Annotated in this window: 21 protein-coding genes and 1 tRNA gene; 9 read left to right on the forward strand and 13 right to left on the reverse strand. The window is 61.2% G+C overall.

Annotation, left to right across the window (positions count from 1 at the left end):
- Window positions 1–3,504, forward strand: coding sequence for a transcription-repair coupling factor (gene mfd / locus AC070A_RS23440; RefSeq protein WP_057256084.1), 3,504 nt, complete (start codon window positions 1–3; stop codon window positions 3,502–3,504).
- A gap of 55 nt (window positions 3,505–3,559) precedes the next feature.
- Here the strand turns inward: mfd and AC070A_RS23445 are convergent, their stop codons facing one another.
- Complete coding sequence (locus AC070A_RS23445) at window positions 3,560–4,222, reverse strand: DsbA family oxidoreductase (RefSeq protein ID WP_112996229.1); 663 nt, start codon at window positions 4,220–4,222, stop codon at window positions 3,560–3,562.
- A 90-nt stretch (window positions 4,223–4,312) separates the two neighbouring features.
- Entirely contained in the window at window positions 4,313–6,094 is a 1,782-nt protein-coding gene (locus tag AC070A_RS23450) for an extracellular solute-binding protein (protein ID WP_057256086.1), read from the reverse strand.
- Window positions 6,095–6,401: 307 nt separating this feature from the next.
- Here AC070A_RS23450 and AC070A_RS23455 point away from each other — a divergent pair, with 307 nt between their 5' ends.
- A complete protein-coding gene (locus AC070A_RS23455; protein ID WP_057255942.1) occupies window positions 6,402–7,031 on the forward strand; it encodes an invasion associated locus B family protein in 630 nt (209 codons plus the stop codon).
- 77 nt (window positions 7,032–7,108) lie between these two features.
- Here the strand turns inward: AC070A_RS23455 and hspQ are convergent, their stop codons facing one another.
- The 3 genes from hspQ to AC070A_RS23470 all read right to left on the reverse strand — a co-directional run bounded on the left by hspQ (window position 7,109) and on the right by AC070A_RS23470 (window position 9,545).
- Window positions 7,109–7,438, reverse strand: a complete 330-nt coding sequence (hspQ, locus tag AC070A_RS23460; protein WP_057255944.1) for a heat shock protein HspQ — start codon at window positions 7,436–7,438, stop codon at window positions 7,109–7,111.
- 294 nt (window positions 7,439–7,732) lie between these two features.
- Window positions 7,733–9,142 carry a type I glutamate--ammonia ligase gene (glnA, locus tag AC070A_RS23465; protein WP_057255946.1) on the reverse strand — a complete coding sequence of 470 codons (1,410 nt, stop codon included), beginning with the start codon at window positions 9,140–9,142 and terminating at the stop codon, window positions 7,733–7,735.
- 64 nt (window positions 9,143–9,206) lie between these two features.
- A complete protein-coding gene (locus AC070A_RS23470) occupies window positions 9,207–9,545 on the reverse strand; it encodes a P-II family nitrogen regulator (protein WP_003528058.1) in 339 nt (112 codons plus the stop codon).
- A gap of 343 nt (window positions 9,546–9,888) precedes the next feature.
- On the opposite strand from AC070A_RS23470, the gene AC070A_RS23475 reads away from it, so the two are divergent.
- The gene (locus AC070A_RS23475) at window positions 9,889–11,364 is read left to right on the forward strand and encodes a bifunctional ADP-dependent NAD(P)H-hydrate dehydratase/NAD(P)H-hydrate epimerase (protein ID WP_057255948.1); all 1,476 of its coding nucleotides are present in this window, start codon (window positions 9,889–9,891) and stop codon (window positions 11,362–11,364) included.
- A gap of 182 nt (window positions 11,365–11,546) precedes the next feature.
- Here AC070A_RS23475 and gpt read toward each other — a convergent pair whose 3' ends face one another.
- The gene (gpt, locus tag AC070A_RS23480) at window positions 11,547–12,044 is read right to left on the reverse strand and encodes a xanthine phosphoribosyltransferase (RefSeq protein ID WP_057255950.1); all 498 of its coding nucleotides are present in this window, start codon (window positions 12,042–12,044) and stop codon (window positions 11,547–11,549) included.
- Between the two features lie 174 nt (window positions 12,045–12,218).
- Complete coding sequence (locus tag AC070A_RS23485) at window positions 12,219–12,971, reverse strand: competence/damage-inducible protein A (protein WP_057255952.1); 753 nt, start codon at window positions 12,969–12,971, stop codon at window positions 12,219–12,221.
- Window positions 12,972–13,137: 166 nt separating this feature from the next.
- Here AC070A_RS23485 and wrbA point away from each other — a divergent pair, with 166 nt between their 5' ends.
- The 3 genes from wrbA (at window position 13,138) to AC070A_RS23500 (ending at window position 14,508) form a co-directional block, all read left to right on the forward strand.
- Window positions 13,138–13,737, forward strand: coding sequence for an NAD(P)H:quinone oxidoreductase (gene wrbA / locus AC070A_RS23490; RefSeq protein WP_057255954.1), 600 nt, complete (start codon window positions 13,138–13,140; stop codon window positions 13,735–13,737).
- A 228-nt stretch (window positions 13,738–13,965) separates the two neighbouring features.
- A complete protein-coding gene (locus AC070A_RS23495; RefSeq protein WP_057255956.1) occupies window positions 13,966–14,208 on the forward strand; it encodes a DUF2188 domain-containing protein in 243 nt (80 codons plus the stop codon).
- Window positions 14,209–14,289: 81 nt separating this feature from the next.
- Entirely contained in the window at window positions 14,290–14,508 is a 219-nt protein-coding gene (locus AC070A_RS23500) for a hypothetical protein (protein ID WP_057255959.1), read from the forward strand.
- An 82-nt stretch (window positions 14,509–14,590) separates the two neighbouring features.
- Here the strand turns inward: AC070A_RS23500 and AC070A_RS23505 are convergent.
- From AC070A_RS23505 to AC070A_RS23525, 5 genes are all read right to left on the reverse strand, one after another.
- Window positions 14,591–14,675, reverse strand: a tRNA-Leu gene (locus tag AC070A_RS23505).
- Window positions 14,676–14,745: 70 nt separating this feature from the next.
- Entirely contained in the window at window positions 14,746–15,003 is a 258-nt protein-coding gene (locus AC070A_RS23510) for a hypothetical protein (RefSeq protein ID WP_156414768.1), read from the reverse strand.
- Between the two features lie 180 nt (window positions 15,004–15,183).
- Entirely contained in the window at window positions 15,184–15,888 is a 705-nt protein-coding gene (locus tag AC070A_RS23515; RefSeq protein ID WP_057256088.1) for an HAD family hydrolase, read from the reverse strand.
- A gap of 4 nt (window positions 15,889–15,892) precedes the next feature.
- Window positions 15,893–16,483 carry a hypothetical protein gene (locus AC070A_RS23520; RefSeq protein WP_057256090.1) on the reverse strand — a complete coding sequence of 197 codons (591 nt, stop codon included), beginning with the start codon at window positions 16,481–16,483 and terminating at the stop codon, window positions 15,893–15,895.
- 81 nt (window positions 16,484–16,564) lie between these two features.
- On the reverse strand, window positions 16,565–18,019 hold the full coding sequence (locus AC070A_RS23525; RefSeq protein ID WP_113737538.1) for a TrkH family potassium uptake protein: 1,455 nt from the start codon (window positions 18,017–18,019) through the stop codon (window positions 16,565–16,567).
- A gap of 258 nt (window positions 18,020–18,277) precedes the next feature.
- Here AC070A_RS23525 and ilvA point away from each other — a divergent pair, with 258 nt between their 5' ends.
- Both ilvA and AC070A_RS23535 read left to right on the forward strand, forming a co-directional pair.
- Window positions 18,278–19,525 carry a threonine ammonia-lyase gene (gene ilvA, locus AC070A_RS23530; RefSeq protein ID WP_058322475.1) on the forward strand — a complete coding sequence of 416 codons (1,248 nt, stop codon included), beginning with the start codon at window positions 18,278–18,280 and terminating at the stop codon, window positions 19,523–19,525.
- 76 nt (window positions 19,526–19,601) lie between these two features.
- Window positions 19,602–19,922 carry an HlyU family transcriptional regulator gene (locus AC070A_RS23535; RefSeq protein WP_113737537.1) on the forward strand — a complete coding sequence of 107 codons (321 nt, stop codon included), beginning with the start codon at window positions 19,602–19,604 and terminating at the stop codon, window positions 19,920–19,922.
- A 176-nt stretch (window positions 19,923–20,098) separates the two neighbouring features.
- On the opposite strand, the gene AC070A_RS23540 is transcribed toward AC070A_RS23535, so the two are convergent.
- Window positions 20,099–22,072 carry a bifunctional 2',3'-cyclic-nucleotide 2'-phosphodiesterase/3'-nucleotidase gene (locus AC070A_RS23540; RefSeq protein ID WP_162770992.1) on the reverse strand — a complete coding sequence of 658 codons (1,974 nt, stop codon included), beginning with the start codon at window positions 22,070–22,072 and terminating at the stop codon, window positions 20,099–20,101.
- Between the two features lie 239 nt (window positions 22,073–22,311).
- Between AC070A_RS23540 and AC070A_RS23545 the strand changes: the two genes are divergently transcribed.
- Complete coding sequence (locus tag AC070A_RS23545; protein WP_113737536.1) at window positions 22,312–23,559, forward strand: GGDEF domain-containing protein; 1,248 nt, start codon at window positions 22,312–22,314, stop codon at window positions 23,557–23,559.
- Window positions 23,560–23,562: the final 3 nt, after the last annotated feature.

Genomic DNA, 23,562 nt, shown 5'->3' on the forward strand with positions numbered 1-23,562 from the left:
ATGCTGGTTGGCCTTGATCCGAAGAAGATTGTCGAAGCACAACGAGAGATCACGATCGGCCCGGTTCCATCAGGCGCCGAGGCACTGGTTCTCGCCGAGCTCGCGCGGGCGGGCCAGCCGGTCGCCTATATTCTCTCGGATGGTCAACGGATCGCGGATCTTGAGCAGGTTCTCGGCTTCGTGGCACCCGATATCCCGGTATTGACGCTGCCGGGCTGGGACTGCCTTCCCTATGACCGCGTGTCGCCAAGCGCCGACACGTCAGCGCGGCGTCTCGCGGCGCTCAGTGCGCTCATCGCGCACAAGAAGAAACCGCATGCAGCGATCGTGCTGGTGACGATCAACGCTGCCCTGCAGAAGATCTCGCCGCAGAATGTGATCGAGAGTCTGGCGTTTTCGGCCCGCCCGGGCAACCAGGTGCGCATGGATGACATCGCGATGCGGCTCGAGCGCAATGGTTTCGAGCGCGTCGCGACGGTGCGTGAGGTTGGCGAATATGCCGTGCGCGGCGGCATCCTCGATGTCTTCGTGCCCGGCAGCGGCGAACCTTTGCGCCTCGACTTCTTCGGCGATACGTTGGAGACCATCCGCTCCTTCGATCCCGCAAGCCAGCGCACGACCGGCCAGGTCCGCTCTCTCGATCTCAACCCGATGAGCGAGGTGTCGCTGACGCCGGAGACGATCAGCCATTTCCGCAAGCAGTATCTGTCGCTTTTCGGCGCGACCACCCGCGACGATGCGCTCTACCAGGCCGTATCCGAAGGGCGGCGTTATGCCGGCATGGAGCACTGGCTGCCGCTCTTTTATGACGGGCTGGAGACGGTCTTCGACTATCTCCATGGTTTCCGCATCGTCACCGATCATCTGGCGCGTGAAGCTGCGGCCGAACGCTCGAAGCTCATTCTCGACTATTACGATGCCCGTCTGGCATCGGCCTCTCCCGGCAAATCGCAGACGACCCAGGGCACGCCCTATAAGCCGGTTCCGCCGGAACTGCTCTATCTGAATTCGCAGGGCTTCAATGCTGCACTGACCTCGCGCGACGCTATTCGTCTGTCGCCTTTCAACGAGCATGAAGGCGAAGCCCGGCAGGTGATATCGGTCGACGCGCGCCAGGGCATGCGCTGGGCCAAGTCGGCCGGCGAGGGCGAGACCGATAGCGAGCGCGTCAACGTCTTCGACCAGGCGGTCAAGTACATCGCCGAGCGGCGCTCGAAGGGCGCCAAGGTGGTCATTTCGGGCTGGAGCGAGGGATCGCTGGACCGCCTGTTGCAGGTGCTTGCCGAGCACGGACTCGGCAACATCAAGCCGATCAAGGCGCTGGCCGAGGTCAAGAGCCTGAAGCCGGGCGAGGCGGGATCGACCGTCCTCAGCATCGAGGCCGGCTTCGAGACCGGCGATCTCGTGATCATCGGCGAACAGGATATCCTGGGCGACCGCATGGTACGCCGTTCGAGGCGCCGCAAGCGCGGGGCCGACTTCATCGCCGAAGTCGCGGGCCTCGACGAGGGCAGCTACGTCGTGCATGCCGAACACGGCATTGGCCGGTTTGTCGGCTTGCGCACCATCGAAGCCGTCGGCGCACCGCATGATTGCCTCGAGCTCGTCTATGCCGACAATGCCAAGCTGTTCCTGCCGGTCGAAAACATCGAGCTTCTGTCGCGCTATGGAGCAGAAGGGACCGATGCGATCCTCGACAAGCTTGGTGGCGTCGCCTGGCAGGCACGCAAGGCCAAGCTCAAGAAGCGCCTGCTGGACATGGCAGGCGGTCTCATCCGTATCGCCGCCGAACGCCACACGCGTCGGGCACCGGTTCTTGCAGCGCAGGATGGCGTCTATGACGAATTCGCCGCGCGCTTCCCCTATGATGAGACCGAGGACCAGCTGAACTCGATCGAGGCCGTGCGCGACGATCTCGGCAGCGGCCGCCCGATGGACCGCCTCGTCTGCGGCGACGTCGGCTTCGGCAAGACGGAAGTTGCACTGCGTGCCGCCTTCATCGCGGCCATGAACGGCGTGCAGGTCGCCGTCGTCGTGCCGACGACGCTGCTGGCGCGCCAGCATTTCAAGACCTTCTCCGAGCGTTTCCGCGGTCTGCCGATCCGCATCCAGCAGGCATCCCGCCTCGTTGGATCGAAGGAATTGGCGTTGACCAAGAAGGAGGTGGCGGACGGAAAGACCGACGTCGTCGTCGGCACCCACGCGCTGCTTGGCACGTCGGTCAATTTCGCCAATCTCGGCCTTCTGATCATCGACGAAGAGCAGCACTTTGGCGTCAAGCACAAGGAGCGGCTGAAGGAGCTGAAGTCGGATGTCCACGTGCTGACGCTTTCGGCAACGCCGATCCCGCGCACGCTTCAGCTGGCGCTGACCGGCGTTCGCGAATTGTCGCTGATCACCACGCCGCCGGTCGACCGCATGGCGGTGCGCACCTTCATCTCACCCTTCGACGCGCTGGTGATTCGCGAAACGCTGATGCGCGAGCATTATCGCGGCGGCCAGAGCTTCTATGTCTGCCCGCGCCTGAGTGACCTCTCGGAGATCCACGACTTCCTGAAATCGGACGTTCCGGAATTGAAGGTAGCGGTTGCTCACGGCCAGATGCCGGCAACCGAGCTCGAAGACATCATGAACGCCTTCTACGATGGGCGTTACGATGTGCTGCTTTCGACGACGATCGTCGAATCCGGTCTCGACGTGCCGACGGCCAATACGCTGATCGTGCACCGCGCCGACATGTTCGGACTTGCGCAGCTCTACCAGCTGCGCGGTCGTGTCGGCCGCTCGAAGGTGCGTGCCTTCGCGCTTTTCACGCTTCCGGTAAACAAGACGCTGACGGGACCTGCCGAACGACGGCTGAAGGTGCTGCAGTCGCTCGACACGCTCGGTGCCGGCTTCCAGCTGGCGAGCCACGACCTCGATATTCGCGGCGCCGGCAACCTGCTCGGCGAGGAACAGTCGGGCCATATCAAGGAGGTCGGCTTCGAGCTTTACCAGCAGATGCTGGAAGAGGCGGTCGCCGAGCTCAAGGGTGAAGAAGAAATCCACGATACCGGTTGGTCGCCGCAGATCTCGGTCGGAACCCCGGTCATGATCCCCGAACACTACGTGCCGGATCTGCATCTGAGGCTCGGTCTCTATCGCCGCCTCGGGGAACTGACGGATCTCAAGGAGATCGACGGCTTCGGCGCCGAAATGATCGACCGCTTCGGCCCGTTGCCGATCGAGGTCCAGCACCTCTTGAAGATCGTCTACATCAAGTCGCTGTGCCGTACGGCGAATGTCGAGAAGCTCGATGCCGGGCCGAAGGGTGTCGTGGTGCAGTTCCGCAACAAGGAATTCCCGAACCCGGCCGCGCTCGTCGGTTACATCGCCAAGCAGGGTACGCTTGTGAAGATCCGGCCGGACCACAGCATCTTCTTCCAAAGGGAACTGGCAACGCCGGAGAAGCGTCTTTCGGGCGCTGCGATGGTGATGACGCAGCTCGCAGGGTTGGCGAAATAGCCTATGCAGGCATCGCGCTGCCGCGTGATGCGGCAGCGTCAGCGTTCGCGGCGGCTCAGTTCGGCTTGCCGCTTGCCTTCATCTCGGCGATTTCGCGCAGCGCATTCGTCAACACGTCGACGGATTGCGCTCCCATCACGGCATATTGCCCTTCGAGGATGAAGCAGGGGACACCGGTCACGCCCATCTCGCGGGCCAAACCGACCTCTTCCTTGACCGCGTCCTTATCGGCGTCGGAGGTCAGCAACGCCGCGATGACGGGACGGTCGAGACCGGCCTTCTCGGCGATATCCAGAAGCACGGCGTGATCGCCGACATTGCGGCCTTCCTCGAAATTCGCCTTGAACAGCATGCCGACGACGGCCGTCTGCGCTGCCTCGCCGTTGGTTGCAGCCCAGCGGACGAGCCGATGCGCGTCGAGCGTGTTCGGGCTGATCTTCACGGCGTCAAAGTCGAAGGCGATGCCCTCGGCGTTTCCGAGTTCGCGCAGCATATCATGGGCGCGATCGACCGCCGCCTGGCCACCGAGCTTTGCCGCCAGGTGCTGCTTGTGGTCGACGCCTTCCGGCGGCAGGTCGGGATTGAGCTGATAGGGACGCCAGTTGACGGTGACGAGCACGTCGGGGACGTTGGTGATCGCCTGATCCAGCCTTGCCTTGCCCAGATAGCACCAGGGGCAGACGACGTCCGAGACGATATCGATGCTGACGGTTTGCATGGTGCGGGTGCCTTTCCTTGTTTTGGTATGTCGGCGAGATAAGCCGGTTTTATCCGGCTTTCAATGCGTTACCAAAAGGGAACCAACCCTCTATTGGGCGTTTTGATCCCACCAGGCCGGAAGCTGATAGCCATAAAGCGGCAACACATCGGGGCGGCCGATGTGCTTGCGTCGGGCCACCCACTGTGCGTCCAGATGATAGAGCGGAACCAGGTAGGAATTGTTGATCAGCAGCCGGTCGTGGGCGCGCACGGCAGCCGTGAAATCCTCGGTCGTGCGGGCCTGGAGAATGTTGTTGATCATGCGGTCGACATCCTTGTCGGCAACGCCGGCAAAGTTGTCGCTGCCCTGCCGATCCCTGGCCTGGGAGGACCAGCGCCCGGCCTGTTCGATGCCGGGTGACAACGTCGACGGGAAGGACTTGATGATCACGTCATAGTCGAAGGACTGACTGCGCTGCTGGTATTGCGAATCGTCGACGGTGCGCACCGACACCTGGATGCCCAGCGGCGCGAGGAAGCGCTGGTAGGCGAGGGCGATCTTTTCCTGGCCCGCGTTCTGGCTCATGATCTCGAAGGCGAGCGGCGCGCCCTTGGCGTCCACCATCTTGCCGTCCTTGATCTGGAAGCCCGCCTCTCGCATCAGCGAGACGGCGACGCGCAGCACGTTGCGATCGCGCCCGGAGGCGTCGGTCACCGGCAGCCGGTAGGTGCCATCGAGGATTGCCGGATTGATGCGATCGCGCGCATCGCCGATGAGGCCGAGTTCGCGGTCGTCTGCCGGTGCGCCGAGGAAACTCAGCGTCGAGTTCTGCCAATAGCTCTGGGTGCGCGTGTAGGCACCATCGAAGAGGTTCTTGTTGACCCACTCGAAGTCGAACACCAGCGCCAGACCCTGGCGGAGCTTGAGATTGTCGAACATCGGCTTGCGGGTATTGAACACGATGCCGAGCATGCCCGAGGGCGTTTTCGGCTTGAAGGTCTCTTTGACGACGTCGCCGGAGCGGACCGCCGGGAAATCGTAGCCGCGTGCCCACTTGGTGGCGCTGCCTTCCGGATAGATGTCGATCTCGCCCTTCTTGAACGCCTCGAACAGCGAATTTTCCTGGAGGAAGTATTCGACCGAGATTTCGTCGTAATTATCCTGGCCGACCTTCGACGGCAGGTCCTTCGCCCAGTAGTCCGGGTTTCTCTTGTAGACGATGCGTTCGCCGGGCTTCACTTCAGTGACACGATAGGGGCCGGAGCCGAGCGGCGGTTTCAAGCTCGTCTGGTCGAAGCTTGCAACGTCGATGGCGTGTTTCGGCAGGACCGGCGAGAGGCCGAGCAGCAGCGGAAGCTCGCGGTCGGCTTCTTCGGTGAAGGTGAAGCGTACGCTGCGGTCACCGACCTTCTCCATCTTCGCCACCTTGGTCAGGCGGTTGCTGAAGGGGACACGTCCCTTGTCGCGCATCAGTTCGAAGCTGAAGATCACGTCTTCAGCGGTGACCGGCTGCCCATCGGCCCAGCGGGCATTGGGGTTGAGGTTGAACTGGATGAAGGTCCGGTCGTCATCCCATTCAACCGATTCGGCGAGCAGGCCGTACATGGTGAAGGCTTCGTCGCGCGAGCGCTGCATCAGCGATTCGTAGACGAGGTTGCCGTATTCCGGATCCCACATGCCGCGCGCTGTCGTGCGCATGCTTTTCAGAATGAAGGGATTGAGGCTGTCGAAGCTGCCGACGACGCCGTAGGCGATCTTCCCGCCCTTTTTCACGTTCGGATTGACGTAGGGGAAGTTCTTGAAATCGGCTGGCAGCGCCGGCTCGCCGTGCATGGCAATGGCATGCACGGGCGCGGCTACCGCACCATTGCCGAACGAAGTGACGGTCATGAGCAGGGCCAGACCGGAAAGAAATGCACGCAAAGTCACCTCCCGTGAAGGGGTATCAACAGGCCGATTCCCTGAACGTTACCAATGGAGACCGATGAAGCCAACCGATCAGCCGCCCAAATTCCGCCCAGTAGCAAGTCAAAAAATGACAGGAAACACTGGATAATCGAAGCGAGCCAATGTAACAGGTGTTTCCGGAAACGGGGTCATGCATTTGCCTTATTTGGCCAACAGGACAACGGCGGCTGACGATACTCACCTGCGGAACGAACTGTTCCGTTACCGGATTTCAGGAGACGGAATCACAATGATCTTCAAGTCGAATTTTACCAAACGCTCGGCTATGGCAGCGCTGGCGCTCTCTGTAGCTGCTGCGGGCGTACCGAGTGTTGCATCCGCCCAGCAGGCGGGTGGCAAGCCGCCGCAGGGCTGGTTCAAGATCTGCACCAAGCAGGAAGACAATGACGTCTGCATCGTTCAGAACCTCCTGACCGCCAACAACGGCCAGCTCGTGACCGCCGTCGGCCTCATCACCGTAAGCGGCAAGGTCAACCGTAAGGTCCTGCAGGTTTCCGTACCGTCCGCACGCCTCATCCCGACGGGCGTCCAGATGCAGATCGACGGCGGCAAGCCGGTGAAGCTCGACTACGCAATCTGCATGCCGGACAAGTGCGTCGCCGAAGCGCCGCTGTCCGACCAGCTGATCGCCAGCCTGAAGAAGGGCAACGAGGTGGTCTTCACCTCGGTCAACTTCCAGCGCGCTCCGAACCCGATCAAGATGGCCCTCACGGGCTTCACCGGTATTTTCGACGGCGAGCCGATCGAGCAGTCGCAGCTCGAAGAGCGTCAGCGCCTTCTGCAGGAAGAAATGCAGAAGAAGGCGGAAGACGCCCGCAAGAAGCTCGAAGAAGCCCAGAAGGCTGCCAAGAAGAACTAAGCGATCTCTCGCTATTCCCAAAAAGAAACGCCCGGACTTAGCGTCCGGGCGTTTTTATTTGTCCGGGGCGAAAAGCCCTAGTGACGGAAAGCCGCCTTGGGCCTGTAGTGGCCGACGCCGTCCTTGTCGAACAGGGCATCGACTTGGGCGTGGCGCATCGGCCGGTCGCTGTCGTCGAACTCCAGGTTCTGCTCGGAAACGTAGGCGACATACTCGCTGTCGTCGTTTTCGGCGAACAGATGGTAGAAGGGTTGATCCTTGCTCGGGCGGATCTCCTGCGGAATGGCGTTCCACCATTCCTCGGTGTTGGCGTATTCCGGATCGACGTCGAAAATGACGCCTCGGAACGGGAAAATCCGATGGCGAACCACCTGTCCGATCTCGAATTTGGCGTTTCTTTGTTTCATGACGCAACACATCCTTTCAGGAGATTATCTGGGTTGGCGAACCCAAAACATCAATAGGGATCTCCCTTCCGCCCCGCGTTGGGCAATTGCGCTAGCTGTCCGGATAGACGCGCACAAGTTGCCGTCAACATAATATCACACAATTCGGCAAAGCGTGCCGCCCACCACAAGGTGCGGCGTTTCCAAGAGCGCGAGCATCAGCCGAAAAAGAAAGGCCGGCGACCTCGATCGAGGCGCCGGCCTTCTGCATGGGGTGCTTAGCTGGAAGCGGTGTTGCTGCCGGCCTGCATGGTCTTAGACCGAGTAGTACATGTCGTACTCGACCGGATGCGGCGTCATTTCGAAGCGCATCACTTCCTGCATCTTCAGTTCGATGAAGGAGTCGATCTGGTCGTCGTCGAACACGCCGCCGGCCGTCAGGTACTTGCGGTCCTTGTCGAGGCTTTCGAGCGCTTCGCGCAGCGAGCCGCAAACCGTCGGGATCTTCTTCAGCTCCTTCGGCGGCAGGTCGTAGAGGTCCTTGTCCATGGCCTTGCCCGGATGCAGCTTGTTCTTGATGCCGTCGAGGCCGGCCATCAGCATGGCTGCGAAGGCGAGGTAGGGGTTCGCGGTCGGGTCCGGGAAGCGGACTTCAACGCGCTTGGCCTTCGGGTTCGTGCCGAACGGAATGCGGCAGGAAGCCGAGCGGTTGCGTGCCGAATAGGCGAGCAGAACCGGTGCTTCGTAGCCCGGGACGAGACGCTTGTAGGAGTTCGTCGACGGGTTGGTGAAGGCATTCAGCGACTTGGCGTGCTTGATGATGCCGCCGATGAAGTAGAGGCAGGTTTCCGACAGGCCGGCATATTCGTCGCCTGCGAAGGTCGGCTTGCCGTCCTTCCAGATCGACAGATGCACGTGCATGCCCGAACCGTTGTCGCCGAAGATCGGCTTCGGCATGAAGGTTGCCGTCTTGCCGTAGGCGTTGGCGACCTGGTGCACGACGTACTTGTAGATCTGCATCTTGTCGGCGTTGCGCACCAGCGCGTCGAACTTGACGCCGAGCTCGTGCTGGGCGGCGGCCACTTCGTGGTGATGCTTTTCGACCGTTACGCCCATTTCGGACAGAACCGTCAGCATTTCCGAGCGCATGTCCTGGCAGCTGTCGATCGGCGGAACCGGGAAATAGCCGCCCTTGACGCGCGGGCGGTGGCCGAGGTTGCCGGTCTCATAGTCGGTGTCGTCGTTCGACGGCAGTTCCGAGGAGTCGAGCTTGAAGCCGGTGTTGTACGGATCGGCCTTGTACTTGACGTCGTCGAAGACGAAGAATTCGGCTTCCGGGCCGACGAAGACGGTGTCGCCGATACCCGATGCCTTGAGGTAGGCTTCCGCCTTCTTGGCCGTGCCGCGCGGGTCGCGGTTATAGGATTCGCCCGAAACCGGATCGAGAATGTCGCAGATGATGACCATCGTCGACTGCGCGAAGAACGGGTCCATATGCGCTGTTTCCGGATCGGGCATCAGCACCATGTCGGACTCGTTGATGGCCTTCCAGCCGCCAATCGAGGAGCCGTCGAACATGACGCCATCGGCGAACATGTCTTCGTCGACGCAGACCACATCCATCGTTACGTGCTGCAGCTTGCCCTTGGGATCGGTAAAGCGCAGGTCGACGAACTTGACGTCGTTGTCCTTGATTTGCTTCAGAATATCGCTTGCAGTCGTCATTTGCCGTTATTCCCTGTGTGAGATGACGAGGTTTGAAAAGAACCGGGCCGGACGGCCCGTGATATCAGATGGCGTCGAGGCCGGTTTCGCCCGTGCGAATTCGGATGACTTCTTCCACATTGGAAACGAAAATCTTTCCGTCACCAATGCGGCCGGTTTGCGCGGCATTGCGGATTGCCTCGATGACGGCCTCCGCGTTTTCGTCCGCCAGCACGACCTCGACCTTAACCTTCGGCAGGAAGTCCACCACGTATTCGGCGCCGCGATACAGCTCCGTGTGACCCTTCTGCCGCCCGAAGCCCTTGGCTTCCGTGACGGTGATGCCCTGCAGGCCGACTTCCTGAAGGGCTTCCTTCACTTCGTCGAGCTTGAAGGGCTTAATGATCGCTTCGATCTTTTTCATGAGAAAATGTCTCTCCGCTTCTCCCTTTAAAGCAGGATCATGCCCGCTCGCCCTGAATATGCACGTTGCATGCCAGTTTTTCTGCGAAAATCTGTCAGAACGACAAAAAATCTACTGCCACGACGTGGATTGCGGGGTTTCCATGCCATTTCCTGGCTGGGATCTGCCTAATTTTTATGATTTTCGATCGAAAGTTGCCCGGCATCGGTCGATGCTTTCAGTCATCAACAGGGTGAAGCACGTTATTTGAGCAACAAATATGTGCAAATGCATAATTTTGGGGCAAATCCGTGCTGGGTGTGAGGCCTTGCGTCACGCCGTCGGGCATGGATAAGTCTACGACATGCGCTCCGAACTTCAGCACTTGTTGATCACGCCCTCGGAAATGACGGCAATCGATCAGGCGGCCGCCCAATCCGGCATCGAAAGCTTCACACTGATGCGCAACGCCGGCCTGGCCGTGACCGCGGCGGCCTTGCGACACTTCCCGGATGCCCTCCGTTTCCTCGTGCTCTGCGGGCCGGGCAACAATGGCGGCGATGGTTATGTCGCGGCATGCGGTCTTGCGGAAAGTGGGGCGGATGTCGCGGTTTTTACACTCGGCAATCCCGCGGCACTTCAAGGCGACGCCGCACGCGCACGGTCGGAATGGAAGGGACCGGCGGCGTCGCTTGACGCAATCGAACTTCGGGCCGGCGATGTCGTCATCGATGCGCTGTTCGGGGCCGGGCTCTCGCGCGGTCTCTCGGGGGACGTCGTTCAGCTCATTGAACGGATCAACGCGAGCGGGCTCCCGGTCATCGCGGTCGATCTGCCGAGCGGCATCGATGGGCGGACCGGTGAAGTCCGTGGCGCCGCCTTCGCAGCCCGCCACACGGTAACCTTCATGGCGCCGAAGCCGGGCCACTGGCTTTTGCCCGGTCGATCCCTGTGCGGAAAGCTCGACGTCTTCGATATCGGAATCCCGCCGCGCATCGTGCTGGCCGAGGCCGGCCCGCTGCGTCTGAATTCGCCGACGGTCTGGTCCGGCTGGCGTGGAGATCTCGCGCCGTCAACGCACAAGTTCAGGCGTGGTCACCTCGTCGTCTTTTCAGGCGACCGGCAAGCAACGGGGGCCGCGCGCCTGGCGGCCACGGCAGGGCTCGCGGCCGGCGCCGGACTGGTCACGGTGGCAACGGGAAAGGCTGCGCTCGGCATCAATGCGTCGCAATTGACCGCTGTGATGGTCAACGAAGTGGAAGGTAAGCGAGACCTGACGAAATGGCTGCAGGATCGTCGCTTGGGCAGCTTCGTCCTCGGGCCCGGCTTCGGTGTCGGCAAGAAGGCGAGGGACTTTGCGCTTGCTTTGTGCGATCGGTCGCTGGTGCTCGACGCAGACGGGATCACGTCGTTTCAGGCGAACCGCGAGGAACTCTTCGCCGCGCTTGCGAGGGGCGGAGGGCAGATGGTCATGACGCCGCACGAGGGCGAATTCGCGCGCCTCTTTCCCCAAATTGCCGGCGACGGCGCACTCTCCAAGATCGAAAGGGCGCAGAAGGCGGCTCGCGAGAGCCATGCGGTCATCGTCTACAAGGGAGCAGACACGGTGATCGCAGCACCGGACGGTCGGGCCGTGGTCAATAACAATGCGCCAGCATGGCTGGCAACGGCCGGTTCGGGCGACGTTCTCGCCGGCATCATCGGCGCACATCTTGCTCAAGGGATGCCGGCCTTCGAGGCAGCGGCGGCCGCCGTGTGGCGACATGGCGCGGCCGGCAGCCAGGCCGGGCGGGGGCTCACCGCCGAGACATTGATTGGCGTCATACCGCCATTGGCGTGAGGCTGGAAATGCAACGCCTCGAGCAGCCGGACTTCATGGGAGGGACCGCTCGAGGCGCTTTTGTCTGTTTGCCCGGCTCTTAGATCATTTCATTGTTTCATCGAAACACTGATATGATCTAAGTCTCTGAAATTACGCAATTCCGGACGGAAAACCGTTTCACACTTTTCCTGGAATTGCTCTTAGCCGCGGGTGCCCTTGGCGATCGGCTCCTGATAGGTGAAGCCCATGTCCCAGGGGAAGTAGATCCAGGTGTCCTGGCTCACTTCGGTAACGAAGGTATCGACCATCGGCCGGCCCTTCGGCTTGGCGTAGACGGCGGCGAAATGCGCCTTCGGCAGCATGGCGCGCACTTCCGCGGCGGTCTTGCCGGTGTCGGTCAGGTCGTCGACGATCAGCACGCCTTCGCCGCCGTTCTCGGCGATTTCGGGTGCGATGCCCTTCAGCACCTTCATCTGACCCTGCGTGTCATAGTCGTGGTAGGACGCGATGCAGACGGTCTCGATCATGCGGATATTGAGCTCGCGGCAGATGATCGCCGCAGGAACCAGGCCGCCGCGTGTGATGCAGACCATGGCGCGCCATTCCTGGCCGTTGTCGGCGAGGCGCCACGCAAGCGCGCGCGCGTCACGGTGGAACTGGTCCCAGGAGACGGGAAAGGCTTTATCGGGCAGCGACATCAGTGGGCTCCGGCTTGTCTGTACTTGGTAAAGACGAAGCGTCCGGCAGATCGGGCAGGCGGGAACGCGTCATCCTGATTTGCCGACATGCAATAACGGCAATAGCGGTCAAAGTGCAAGGCTCTACAGCGCCGCGCGTCCTTTAAGACGCGCTAAGGGCGCTATACAGGGAAGTCACGCTTTTGCGCGTGCTTCGGTGATTGCCTGGATCATCGCCTGCACATCGGCTTCGGCCGCAGCCAGCGCCTGCGGATCGCGGGCACGCACGACAATATCGGTCGAGAAGTTCTTGCCGTCGAACTTGGGGTAGGAGCCGATGCTGGTCTCCGGATGGTTTTTCTGCACCTCCGTCAGCGGACTGCCGATATCGCCTTCGCCGAATGGCGAGCGAACGGTGCGCGAGAGGAGGGGCGAACCGACCTGAAGGCCGGGCAGCAAGGCGTCGAGCATGGCCTGAAACACCTGCGGCACACCGGCCATGACATGCACATTGCCGATCGCGAAGCCCGGCGCGGTGGAGACGGGATTCGGGATGTGGCGTGCGCCAAGCGGCATGCGCGCCATGCGCTTGCGGGCGTCGGTGAACTCCATGCCGCGGCGCTCGTACATCGCGCCGAGCAGGGCCATCGCCTCGGGCTCGTAGACGCACTCGACGCCGAAGGCGCGTGATATCGCGTCGGCGGTGATGTCGTCATGGGTGGGGCCGATGCCGCCCGAGGTGAAGACGTAATCGTAGCGGCTGCGTACGGCGTTGATCGCTTCGACGATGGCGGCTTCGTCATCGGCGACGATCCGCACTTCGCGCAGATCAATGCCCACCATGGTCATCATGTCGGCGAGATGGCCGATGTTCTTGTCCTTGGTGCGACCCGACAGAAGTTCATCGCCGATGGCGACCATCGCGGCAGTGACGATTTTTGTGCTCATCGGTAATTCCTACTTATATAAGCCAATCATTTAACAGTGATTGTCTATTGTTCGACGGGCGAGAACAGTCTGTTTCTCGGACAGCTTCTGGCAAGCGGCCGCATTTTGATAAATCTTCCCGGCAGCGGTGATCAAGTGGGATCGCTTGAATCCAAAGGAGCATTTTATGGCCAAGGTTCTTGTTCTCTATTATTCGGCATACGGACACGTCGAAACGATGGCCTATGCGGTGGCCGAAGGCGCGAAATCGGCCGGCGCCGAAGTGGACGTGAAGCGCGTGCCCGAACTTGTGTCGGAAGAAGTCGCCAAGGCTTCGTACTACAAGCTGGACCAGGCAGCGCCAATCGCCACCGTCGAAGAACTTGCGCAATATGACGCAATCATCTTCGGCGCAGGCACGCGCTACGGCACCGTTGCCTCGCAGATGCGCAACTTCATCGACCAGACGGGCAGCCTGTGGGCCAAGGGCAAGCTGGTCGGCAAGGTCGGCTCGGTCTTCACATCCTCTGCGACGCAGCATGGTGGCCAGGAGTCGACGATCCTCGGCTTCATCCCGACCCTGATGCACCACGGCATGGTCGTCGTCGGTCTTCCCTATGCCTTCCAGGGCCAGATGGGCCTCGACGAGATCAAGGGCGGCTCGCCCTACGGCGCCTCGACGATCACCGGCGGCGACGGTTCGCGCCAGCCCTCCGAGGTTGAACTCGAAGCCGCTCGTTTCCAGGGCGCACATGTCGCCAAGATCGCCGCGAAGCTCGCCGATTGATCGCTCAAGATATTGGATTTCTTGATCAAGGGCGGCTCCGAAAGGGGCCGCTCTTTTGATTCGCGACACGCCGTTTCGGAGTGATTCGCGAAGGTGGCAATTCGCACCGCACCTGTGGTAATATCCGCGGCGTTCGGCATGAACATGCCTTTGACGAGGAGGAAAGAACGGCCGTGCGGCAACGGCCCGCCGAAGACCGAAGCGTTTTCGGACGATTGGGAGGGAAGTATGGCGCGGATCACTTACACCATCGTTCCTCATGACGGAGGATGGGCCTATAAGGCCGCCGAAGCATATTCGGAGCCCTTTCCCAGCCGCGAAATGGCGCTAGCCGCCGCCAAGGCTGCCGCCGCCGAACAACAGGTCGGCGGCGACGACGAAGATATCAGTTTCCAGGATGACGAAGGCCACTGGCACTTCGAGCACACAGACGGCGGCGATCGGCCGGAAGCGACCGTAGAAGACGGCTAGTACGCTTCAAGGCAGGCCGGCTCAATCCGAACACAAGCGTGAGTATTGCGTGCACACCATCTCTCCCACGGAGGATATTCGATGCACTATAACGTTCAGATCTTCACCTGGACCCCGCGGCAGGGAGTCCACCAGGTCGGATCGGCAATCGAGGTGGACGCCCCCAATTCGAAGGCGGCAGCGGTCTCCCTTCTCGGCCTGAGGCTGGAAAACCAGGGATGCGCAACGAAGCTCGCCGTCCGGGTATGGCACGACGATGCTTACCGGGCCGAATGCGATTGCTACTACTACAACAGCTGAGCGGTCGCGCTCTCTGAAGCAACCTCTCGCTTCTCAGCGAGCGGCTACACGTGCGCGGAATAATCATTGAAAGCCGGATGTCTGGTGCGGGCGGCGGGGATCGAACCCGCACAGCCAAGGCCGAGAGATTTTAAGTCTCTTGCGTCTACCAGTTTCGCCACGCCCGCTTTGCCCCCTAGATCAAACACTCAAGGGGAACAGTCAAGTGCATCAGACAGGTGAAAGGTGGATTGCCGCTCAGGCGCTCTGTTGCTTAGGCTTCAGAAAGTAGAAGACGACAGCTGCGATGAGCGCGGCGATGCCGCAGAGGATGAACATTTCGAAATAGGGGCGGCCCGAATTGAATGAGTAGATGGCAGGAGCCACGAACGCCAAGACGACCAAGCCCGCCAGACGGGACGAAAGCACGCTGAGAGCGGAGACCTTGCGCAGCAGCCACCCGATCAGCGTGCCGAGCAGCAGCATTGAAATTGTTGCACCGAATATTTGTGCCATTGTCACTCCCCCCTGACGAAATCGCGATGGTATATCGCGCTGATTCGGAGTGCGGTGGATAGGGAGTACAACCGCTGATTTCGTTCGACGCGCTAGCGCGGATGCGGTCGCGATAGCCTCCGACGCCTCGCCAACAGCCTTTTGGTGGTGTGGCCCCAGGAGGGCAATTAGCCCGCGTGCCTAGAGCGGCAAGCGTTCAAGGATCGGCGGCAATCCGCCGAGATCGTCGATCTCGCGAAATCTCCGATGGTTCTCCGGCTTGTCGTGATGCTCGAATGCCCAAGTCAGTGCATGTGGGACGTAAACACCCCAGCTTCCCGCATCGAGGGCCGGAACGATGTCGGATTTCAGAGAGTTGCCGACCATCAGGCTTTTCAGCGGCCCGTCGCCATGGCGCTTGAAGAGGCGTTCGTAGGTGCTCGCATTCTTGTCGCTGACGATCTCGACGGCGTCGAAATAATCGCCAAGGCCGGAGGCCGCGAGCTTGCGCTCCTGGTCGAAGAGATCGCCTTTCGTGATCATGACAAGGCGGAAGGTGCCGTGAAGGGCACTGAGTGTTTCTTGGACATGGGGCAGGGGTTCGACCGGATGGACAAGCATGTCGCGGCCGGCCGCCAGGATTTCGGCGATCACGGATGAGGGGACTTTCCCATCCGTCACGTCCACCGCGGTCTCGACCATCGACAGAACGAAGCCTTTGATGCCGAAACCGTAGAGAGCGAGATTGCGTTTCTCCGCGGCAAGCAGCCGTTCGGACAGATGCTCGGTGTCGGTGTGGGGGCTCAGAAGTTCGGCGAAGCGTGCCTCGGTCAGGCGAAAGAACTGTTCGTTCTGCCAAAGCGTATCGTCGGCATCGAAACCAACAGTCGTTATTGCATGGGGCATGATCTTACGGTCCGGCAATCTTGAAGGGCTGGTCGACGCTAGCGGTCTTGCCGCTGTTGACGTCATTGAAATGGAAGCGCAGCACGTAGTCGCCGGCCGGCGCGCCGGAAACATCGATGGTCAGCGTCGAATAGATTTCCTGGTTCCTGAGGTAACCGGTGAAGGTGAAGTCGCCGAAGGCCTTCTGGCCGGCGAGAACGTCACCCTTCGGATTGAGGATATCGAAGTCGACGGTGAAATGGCTCTCGAGCTTGCCCTTCTCTGCCGCATCCTTCCAGGAGAGGCCGATCGGCTCGATGTAGGAGATCAGCGACTCTCCCTCCTTGAAGACCGAGCCGTCTCGCGGCTGGTACATCGCATAACCAGTCGGCTGCTTGGAGACGAAGATCGCCTTGCCGATCGCGAAGGGCAGCGTTTGCGAAAAGTCGCTCATCGCCTTGAGAAGCAGGTCTCGCGCCTTTGCCGCATCGCCCGAAGCGGCAAGTTTCTCCGCCTGCGCCGCCGCGTCGGTGAGCGGTCCGGCGTGGGCGATGGAGTGTCCGGATAGTGTCGTGGCGGCGCTCAGCGTCGCCAGAAGAAGAATATGTTTCACCATGACGTTCCCCCATCGCCGGATGACACCGACTTTCGGCATCTGCCGCATCAAGTCAAGACGATAGGGCTGGCCGGCCAATGGTCAATGCTTCCAGAACACCGGCGTCAGGATCACGAGCACGGTCAGCACTTCCAGACGGCCGAGAAGCATCATCAGCGACAGCAGATAGAGCTCGGGATCGCCGAGCGTCGAGAAGTTGCCGGCCGGCCCGATGATGGGGCCAAGCCCGGGACCGACATTCGAAAGGCAGGTGATGACCGCCGATGTCGCCGTGACCAGGTCGTAGCCGAGCGCACCCATGGCGAGGCTGCCGAAGACCCAGAGCAGGATATAGGTGATGAAGAACAGGAAGATGGCCCGCTGCGTGTCGGCATCGACGGTGCTGTTGCCGTAGCGCACGGCGTAGATCGCATTGGGATAGACGAGCTTGTTGAGCCCTGAGCGGATCGCGTTGAAGAGCACGATGAACCGATAGGCCTTGATGCCGCCGGCGGTCGATCCGGAACAACCGCCCATGAAGGTCGCGATGAAGGCGGCCATGACGACGAAGGGCCCCCAGAGGCTGTAGTCCTGGCTGGCATAGCCGCTCGTCGAGAGGATCGAGGTGATGTTGAAGAAGGAATGCGCCAGCGCCAGGTGAAATTCGACGCCATTCGCCAGGCGGTGATACACCGCCACTGCGACCGAAAAGGCAGAGAGATAGCCGAGAAAGACGATGATCTGCGGATCGCGGAGCGCAACGAAGCGTCCGCGTGCCACCAGCACGATCAGGATCGAGAACGGCAGGCTGCAAAGCGCCATGAAGAAGGTCGCCGTCCAGAGCAGTGGAATACTGCCGAAATAGGCGAAGGATGCATCATGGGTGGAAAAGCCGCCGGTCGCCACCGTCGACATCGCGTGGTTGATCGCGTCGAAGCGGTTCATGCCGGTCAGGAAGTAGCCGATGGTGCAGAGGAGCGTGATGACGACATAGACGATCAGGAACGCGCGGCTGAAGCTGGCGAGGCGTGCAAACGGCTTGTCGCTGGTATCGGAGGATTCCATCTTGAAGAAGGACATGCCGCCGACCCTGAGATAGGGGATGATGAAGAGGCCGAGCACGACGATGCCGATGCCGCCGAGCCAGCAGAGTAGCGAGCGCCAGACGAGCAGGCCGGGCGGCGCGACTTCGAGCCCGACGATGACGGTGCCGCCGGTCGTGGTGATTGCCGATACGGACTCAAACAGCGCCTGGGCAAAATCGAGGTCGAGCGACGACAGCCAGAGCGGGATCGCGCCGACCACCGAAAACACGGCCCACAGCAGGTTGACGAGGACGAAGCCGAACTTCTTGGAGAAGGGCGGCGGCCCCATGCGGGTCGCCATGAAGGTCGCAAGCGACAACCCGCCAACCAGGAAGGCCGAGGCGGCGAAGATCTGCCAGTCGGGATGGCCGTAGTAGAGATCAACCATCGCCGGCACCAGCATCGCGCATGCGAGATAGATGCCGAGGATTGCCGCGATGTGCACAGCATGCCGGATCAGAGTTGCGTTCAAGCGTTCAATTTCCCGGAAAGCGTTGCGGACGTCCCAGCCGTTGGGGATGCGGCTGCATTGTTCACGGCGGTCCGATTCGAGTCAAAGCGATGGCTTCGGGCGTTGCAATGTGCAATAGCCACAGCCACTAGAGCGCCGTGCGTTCAGATTAACGCACTAAGGACGCTCTAGCATTTTGATTCTAGAGCATCTGTCCGCCTCAAGTGATTCCACTTGAGAGCGGGATGCTCTAGCCAACTCAACGGAAGACAGCACGCGATGAAGCAGGATGTTGAAGCCGCAACCGAAGCCTTGCGGGAGATCTTCCCGCCGACGCCGCTGCAGCTCAACGAACACTTGAGCGCGCGCTACGGCGCCAACATCTACCTCAAGCGCGAAGACCTGTCGCCCGTCCGTTCCTACAAGATCCGCGGCGCCTTCAACTTCTTCCGCAAGGCGCTGGGCGCCGACGCATCCGGCAAGACCTTCGTCTGCGCCTCGGCCGGTAACCACGCCCAGGGCTTTGCCTTTGTCTGCCGTCACTTCGGCGTGCCGGGCGTCGTTTTCATGCCGGTGACGACGCCGCAGCAGAAGATCGACAAGACCCGCATGTTTGGCGGTGAGTTCATCACCATCCGCCTGGTCGGCGATATCTTCGACCAGTGCTACAAGGCGGCGCGCGATCATGTCGAAGCGATCGGCGGCGTCATGGTGCCACCTTTCGATCACGCCGACATCATCGAGGGTCAGGCAAGCGTCGCCGCCGAAATCGCCTGGCAACTGCCTGATGGCGTCACGCCCGATCTCGTTGTTCTACCCGTTGGCGGCGGCGGCCTTGCTGCCGGCGTGACGGGATATCTCAAGGACGTGGTTGCAGCGGATCATTTCATCTTTTGCGAACCCGCCGGTGCACCCAGCCTGCGCGAAAGCCTCGAAACAGGCAGCGTCGTGACCCTCGATCAGGTCGACAATTTCGTTGACGGTGCCGCCGTCGGACGGATTGGCGACCTCAATTTTGCAGCGCTTCGGCGCTTTTCCGCCGATCAGGTGATGCTTCTAGCGGAGAATGCAATCTGCCTGACGATCGTCGACATGCTGAATGTCGAAGGTGTGGTGCTGGAGCCGGCAGGGGCGCTTTCGGTTGCAGCCCTGGACGTACTCGGCCCCGAGAAACTGGCGGGCAAGACGGTGGTTGCCGTCGTTTCCGGTGGCAATTTCGATTTCGATCGTCTGCCCGACGTCAAGGAGCGGGCGATGCGCCATGCCGGGCTGAAGAAGTACTTCATCCTGCGCATGGCCCAGCGGCCCGGCGCGCTTCGCGACTTCCTCAATCTGCTCGGCGACGAGGACGACATCTCACGCTTCGAGTATCTGAAGAAATCGGCGCGCAACTTCGGCTCGATTCTGATCGGCATCGAGACCAAACACGCCGAGAACTTCCCGGTGTTGAAGGCTCGCTTCGACGCCGCGGGGCTTCGCTACCAGGACATCACCGAGAACGAAATCCTCTCCAATCTCATCATTTAATCGGGACCAGGGCGCTGCGGTTGATTATCGGCACTTAGGCTTTGACAGGGTTGGCCGCGGCGTCTAAGTCTTGGGCATGGCATCGTTTTTCTCGAAACTGTTCGGCCGTTCGGGCTCCTCTGAAAACCAGACGCAGGCTGCGCCTGGAAAGACCGTGGCCTATGCCGAATGCACCATCCGCGCGACGCCCATGCGCGAAGGCTCGCAGTTTCGTCTGGCTGGGAGCATCGAGAAGGCCTCGGCGGATGGCGGCACCAAAACCCGCAGCTTCATCCGCGCCGATCTCTTCACCTCGGAGCAGGACGCGATCGATGCCGCTCTGCGCAAGGGACGCCAGATCATCGATCAGACCGGCCCGTCGCTGTTTTCCGACGACGCCCAGTCGCGTCAGGTTTGATCAGTCGCGCCTGCGGCGTAGCTAAATTGTCTCAGATGGTTAGCGGACATTCTTAATGTCTCGCGCTAATTTTCATCGGCCTGCGTACGGATCGCCGGACGAGTTGAATCTTCATCGTCCGGTCAATATGATGGGCCGCCTCGAGACGGGCGGCCCGACCCTGGTTCGCCTGAAGCTCAGAGCTTGATCCGGAAGCGGGCAAAGCCTTCGGCGGCGTCACCGGCATCCTCGATGGTCACATCCTTCACTTGCGCCAGGAACTGCCGGGCCTTCGGGCCACTGTCGAAGGTGACGGTCGTATTGGCGAGCGGCACGAAGGTCCAGTTGGCGTCGGCAGATGGATTGATCGTGCCCTGATCGATGATGTAGCGCACCACGACGTCGCGGTTGGTGTCGGGGGCGACGAATACCACTTTGTCGGCGGCGATGTCGGGGAAATTGCCGCCGCCCCCCGCCCGGTAGTTGTTGGTCGCGACCACGAATTTCTGCGCTGCATCAATTGGTTGCCCGTTGAACTGCAGGTTCTTGATACGGTTCGACGATGCATTGATCGTGTTGCCGTCCTTGTCGAACTTCGGCGGCACGGAAAGGTCGATCTGATAGGTGACGCCGTCGATGACGTCGAAATTGTAGGACGGGAAACCGCCGCTGATTAGCGGCGCGTCCGAGGCGCCTGGTTTGACTTCGTTGAAGATGCCGGCTGACATTTCCAGCCAGTTGCGCACCTGGTCGCCGGTTATGACGACGGCCTGCACCGTATTCGGATAGAGATAGAGGTCGGCGACGTTCTTGATCGCGATGTCGCCGGCGGGGACGTCGGTGTAGTAGTCCGCGCCACCGCGGCCGCCGGCCTTGAAGGGGGCGGCGGCCGAAAGTACCGGCAGGTCGCGATACTCGGTCGCCTTCAGCATGTCCTTGATGTACCAGGTCTGCGCCTGGCTGACGATCTGCACGGACGGGTCGTCGGCGACCAGGGCGAAGTAGGAATAGAGCGGCGCACTGGTCTTGCCGACAGGCGTGCGCACATAGGCGAGCGTTGCCTCGTGGTCCTTCTTCGCGGCGGCCAGGACCTCCGGCTTGTCGGCGACCTCGGCGATCACCTTCTTCTCTTCGCGACGGTAGATCGGCCGCGCCTCGCTGGTTGAACTGACGACACGCCAGGCGCCACCCTCCCGTTCGATCAGCAGGTCGATCAGGCCGAGATGCGAGCCCCAGAAGCCACCCATGACGCCGGGCTTGCCGGAGATCAGGCCCTTCGTGTTATCGACCCCCGCGATGCCGTCGAACTTCGGCCCGGGGAAATCCAGGTGGCTATGGCCGGTCACGATCGCATCGATGCCTGCGACCGCCGCAAGCGGCACCGAAGCGTTCTCCAGGTTCTCGGCATAGCCCTGCTGGCCGATGCCCGAATGCGAGAGAGCGACGACGATATCAGCACCTTCCTCGCGCATCTGCGGCACCCAGGCTTCGGCGGCCTTGACGATGTCTCGGGCATTGGCCTTGCCTTCGAGGTTCTTGGCGTCCCAGGTCATGATCTGCGGCGGAACGAAGCCGATGAGCCCGATGCGGACCTGATGTTCCGCGCCGGAGCCGTCTTTCACTTTGCGGTCGAGAATGACGTAGGGCTTGAGAAACAGCTCATCCTGACGCCCGTTGGCGGCAAGCGTACCCTTCGTCAGGTTGGCGCAGACGAGCGGGAAGTTCGCGCCGTTCAGGACCTTGAACATGAAGTCCAGGCCATAGTTGAATTCGTGGTTGCCAAGCGTGCCGCAATCATAGCCAAGCACGTTCATGGCGGCGATGACAGGGTGGATATCGCCGTCCTTCATGCCGCGCTGATAGGCAATATAGTCGCCCATCGGGTTGCCCTGGAGGAAATCGCCATTGTCGATCAGGATGGAGTTTGTCGCTTCGGCGCGGATGGCGTCGATGATCGAGGCGGTGCGCGCAAGGCCGACCGTATCGTTGGGCTTGTCGCCGTAATAGTCATAGGGAAAGACGTGAACGTGCAGGTCCGTCGTTTCCATGATTCTGAGATGCGCCTGGTTGGCGGCGGCGCGGACGGAGAAGGGGTGCAGCATGACAAGCGCCGAAGAAGCCGCGGCCCCCGCGAGAAGCGAACGGCGCGTAAGGTGGAGCGGGGATGTCATCGATGGCATGCGGTCCTCCATTTATCAAGGATCCCGGTTTTTCCGAGACGAGTGCAATCCGGAGTTTTGTTCGCAGATACGCGAACCACGGTGGGTTGGCGGCGACTATGCCGGAAAGGCGACATTTCCGAAAGCGGCAGATTTTCGCATTCCGGCGGCTGACAGCCGCGGGTTCCGCTAAAGTTTTCTTCAAACTTCCTGTTTAACCGTGCTTCGGGAAACGGAACTTTTTCAAGCACATGCCAAACGCCAACCTTCTTCTCTTCGTCGGCGAGGCGCTGGTCTACGTTACGGCGATGATCGGGCTGCTGCATCTTCGCGCCCGCTTGGGGCTTGGCGTCTTCGTCGCCGCACTCGGCGTCATGCACTTCATCGAGACCTATCTCGCCGCCGTCTTCTATGTGCAACTGCCGTTCGGCGTGATCTCGCCAGGCTCTGCTGTCCTTTTCTCCGGCAAGCTGATGATGATCCTGCTGCTTTATGTGAAGGAAGACGCGGCAACCGTTCGCCAGCCGATCTACGGCTTGCTCGCCGGTAATTTCCTGACGGTCGCGCTCAGCCTTCTGCTGCGCCAGCACGACACCGTAGCGATCGTGGCGGAGCGGTCCGCCGACCTCGCCTTCATCGACGAGATGGGGTGGCTGATGGTCTGGGGCACGACGATCCTCTATTTCGATTCGCTGATGATCATTCTGCTTTACGAGCGACTGGGCCGGTGGTTGCGGCGCTTCGTGACGCTCCGATTTCTCATCTGCGGCGTCGTCGTGCTGACATTCGATCAGGCTGCCTTCTACGCGGCACTTCGCTGGTGGAACGGTGCACCCTTCGAGGTCTTCTGGGGTGGTTGGATGGCGAAGATGCTGGCAGCACCCTTCTATGCGATCGCGATCGGACTTTATCTCAATGCCTCGCGCCATCCGTTCCTGGCGATGTCGGGCCGGCCGCTTGGCGACATCTTCAATGCATTGACGTTCCGCGAACGCTACGAGGACCTGCTGTCCCGGTCCGGGCAGGATACGCTGACGGGTTCGCTCGATCGCAGCCGGTTCGAGATCGAAGCGCCGGCAATGCTGCGCGCGGCGAGCGCCGACAATGCGGCCGTCACCTTGATGATCATCGACGTCGACCATTTCAAGGGCGTCAACGACCGCTTCGGCCACCAGGAGGGCGACCGCGTCCTGCAGCGGCTGGTCGAGACGGTGAAGTCGAAGTTGCGTCCGGTCGACCGACTGTTTCGATATGGTGGCGAGGAGTTCGTGATCCTTTGCCCGGCAATGGCTCATGGCGATGCTTTGCGGCGCGCGGACGAGATTCGTATTGCCGTGTCGGATCGCGTCTCGACCCCGGACGGACAGCCGGTGACCGCAAGCATCGGTCTATCGTCGACGCCGGACGACGGGGCGGCGATCGAGAACCTGCTGTCGGAGGCAGATCTTCGGCTCTACGCCGCCAAGGGACGGGGCCGCGACTGCGTCGTCGGCCGTTAGGCT

This window comes from Ensifer sp. GW101-20A05, from assembly GCF_059424735.1.

Bases quoted from the DNA above. Each gene is read 5' to 3' on its own strand.
- AC070A_RS23510 (WP_156414768.1), bottom strand. From the start codon at position 15,003: ATGGCACAAATATTCGGTGCAACAATTTCAATGCTGCTGCTCGGCACG.
- AC070A_RS23450 (WP_057256086.1), bottom strand. From the start codon at position 6,094: ATGACCGTCACTTCGTTCGGCAATGGTGCGGTAGCCGCGCCCGTGCAT.
- AC070A_RS23470 (WP_003528058.1), bottom strand. From the start codon at position 9,545: ATGAAAAAGATCGAAGCGATCATTAAGCCCTTCAAGCTCGACGAAGTG.
- wrbA (WP_057255954.1), top strand. From the start codon at position 13,138: ATGGCCAAGGTTCTTGTTCTCTATTATTCGGCATACGGACACGTCGAA.
- AC070A_RS23485 (WP_057255952.1), bottom strand. From the start codon at position 12,971: ATGAGCACAAAAATCGTCACTGCCGCGATGGTCGCCATCGGCGATGAA.
- ilvA (WP_058322475.1), top strand. From the start codon at position 18,278: ATGAAGCAGGATGTTGAAGCCGCAACCGAAGCCTTGCGGGAGATCTTC.
- AC070A_RS23545 (WP_113737536.1), top strand. From the start codon at position 22,312: ATGCCAAACGCCAACCTTCTTCTCTTCGTCGGCGAGGCGCTGGTCTAC.
- gpt (WP_057255950.1), bottom strand. From the start codon at position 12,044: ATGTCGCTGCCCGATAAAGCCTTTCCCGTCTCCTGGGACCAGTTCCAC.
- AC070A_RS23500 (WP_057255959.1), top strand. From the start codon at position 14,290: ATGCACTATAACGTTCAGATCTTCACCTGGACCCCGCGGCAGGGAGTC.
- AC070A_RS23455 (WP_057255942.1), top strand. From the start codon at position 6,402: ATGATCTTCAAGTCGAATTTTACCAAACGCTCGGCTATGGCAGCGCTG.
- glnA (WP_057255946.1), bottom strand. From the start codon at position 9,142: ATGACGACTGCAAGCGATATTCTGAAGCAAATCAAGGACAACGACGTC.
- mfd (WP_057256084.1), top strand. From the start codon at position 1: ATGCTGGTTGGCCTTGATCCGAAGAAGATTGTCGAAGCACAACGAGAG.
- AC070A_RS23475 (WP_057255948.1), top strand. From the start codon at position 9,889: ATGCGCTCCGAACTTCAGCACTTGTTGATCACGCCCTCGGAAATGACG.
- AC070A_RS23520 (WP_057256090.1), bottom strand. From the start codon at position 16,483: ATGGTGAAACATATTCTTCTTCTGGCGACGCTGAGCGCCGCCACGACA.
- AC070A_RS23515 (WP_057256088.1), bottom strand. From the start codon at position 15,888: ATGCCCCATGCAATAACGACTGTTGGTTTCGATGCCGACGATACGCTT.
- AC070A_RS23535 (WP_113737537.1), top strand. From the start codon at position 19,602: ATGGCATCGTTTTTCTCGAAACTGTTCGGCCGTTCGGGCTCCTCTGAA.
- hspQ (WP_057255944.1), bottom strand. From the start codon at position 7,438: ATGAAACAAAGAAACGCCAAATTCGAGATCGGACAGGTGGTTCGCCAT.
- AC070A_RS23540 (WP_162770992.1), bottom strand. From the start codon at position 22,072: ATGACATCCCCGCTCCACCTTACGCGCCGTTCGCTTCTCGCGGGGGCC.
- AC070A_RS23495 (WP_057255956.1), top strand. From the start codon at position 13,966: ATGGCGCGGATCACTTACACCATCGTTCCTCATGACGGAGGATGGGCC.
- AC070A_RS23445 (WP_112996229.1), bottom strand. From the start codon at position 4,222: ATGCAAACCGTCAGCATCGATATCGTCTCGGACGTCGTCTGCCCCTGG.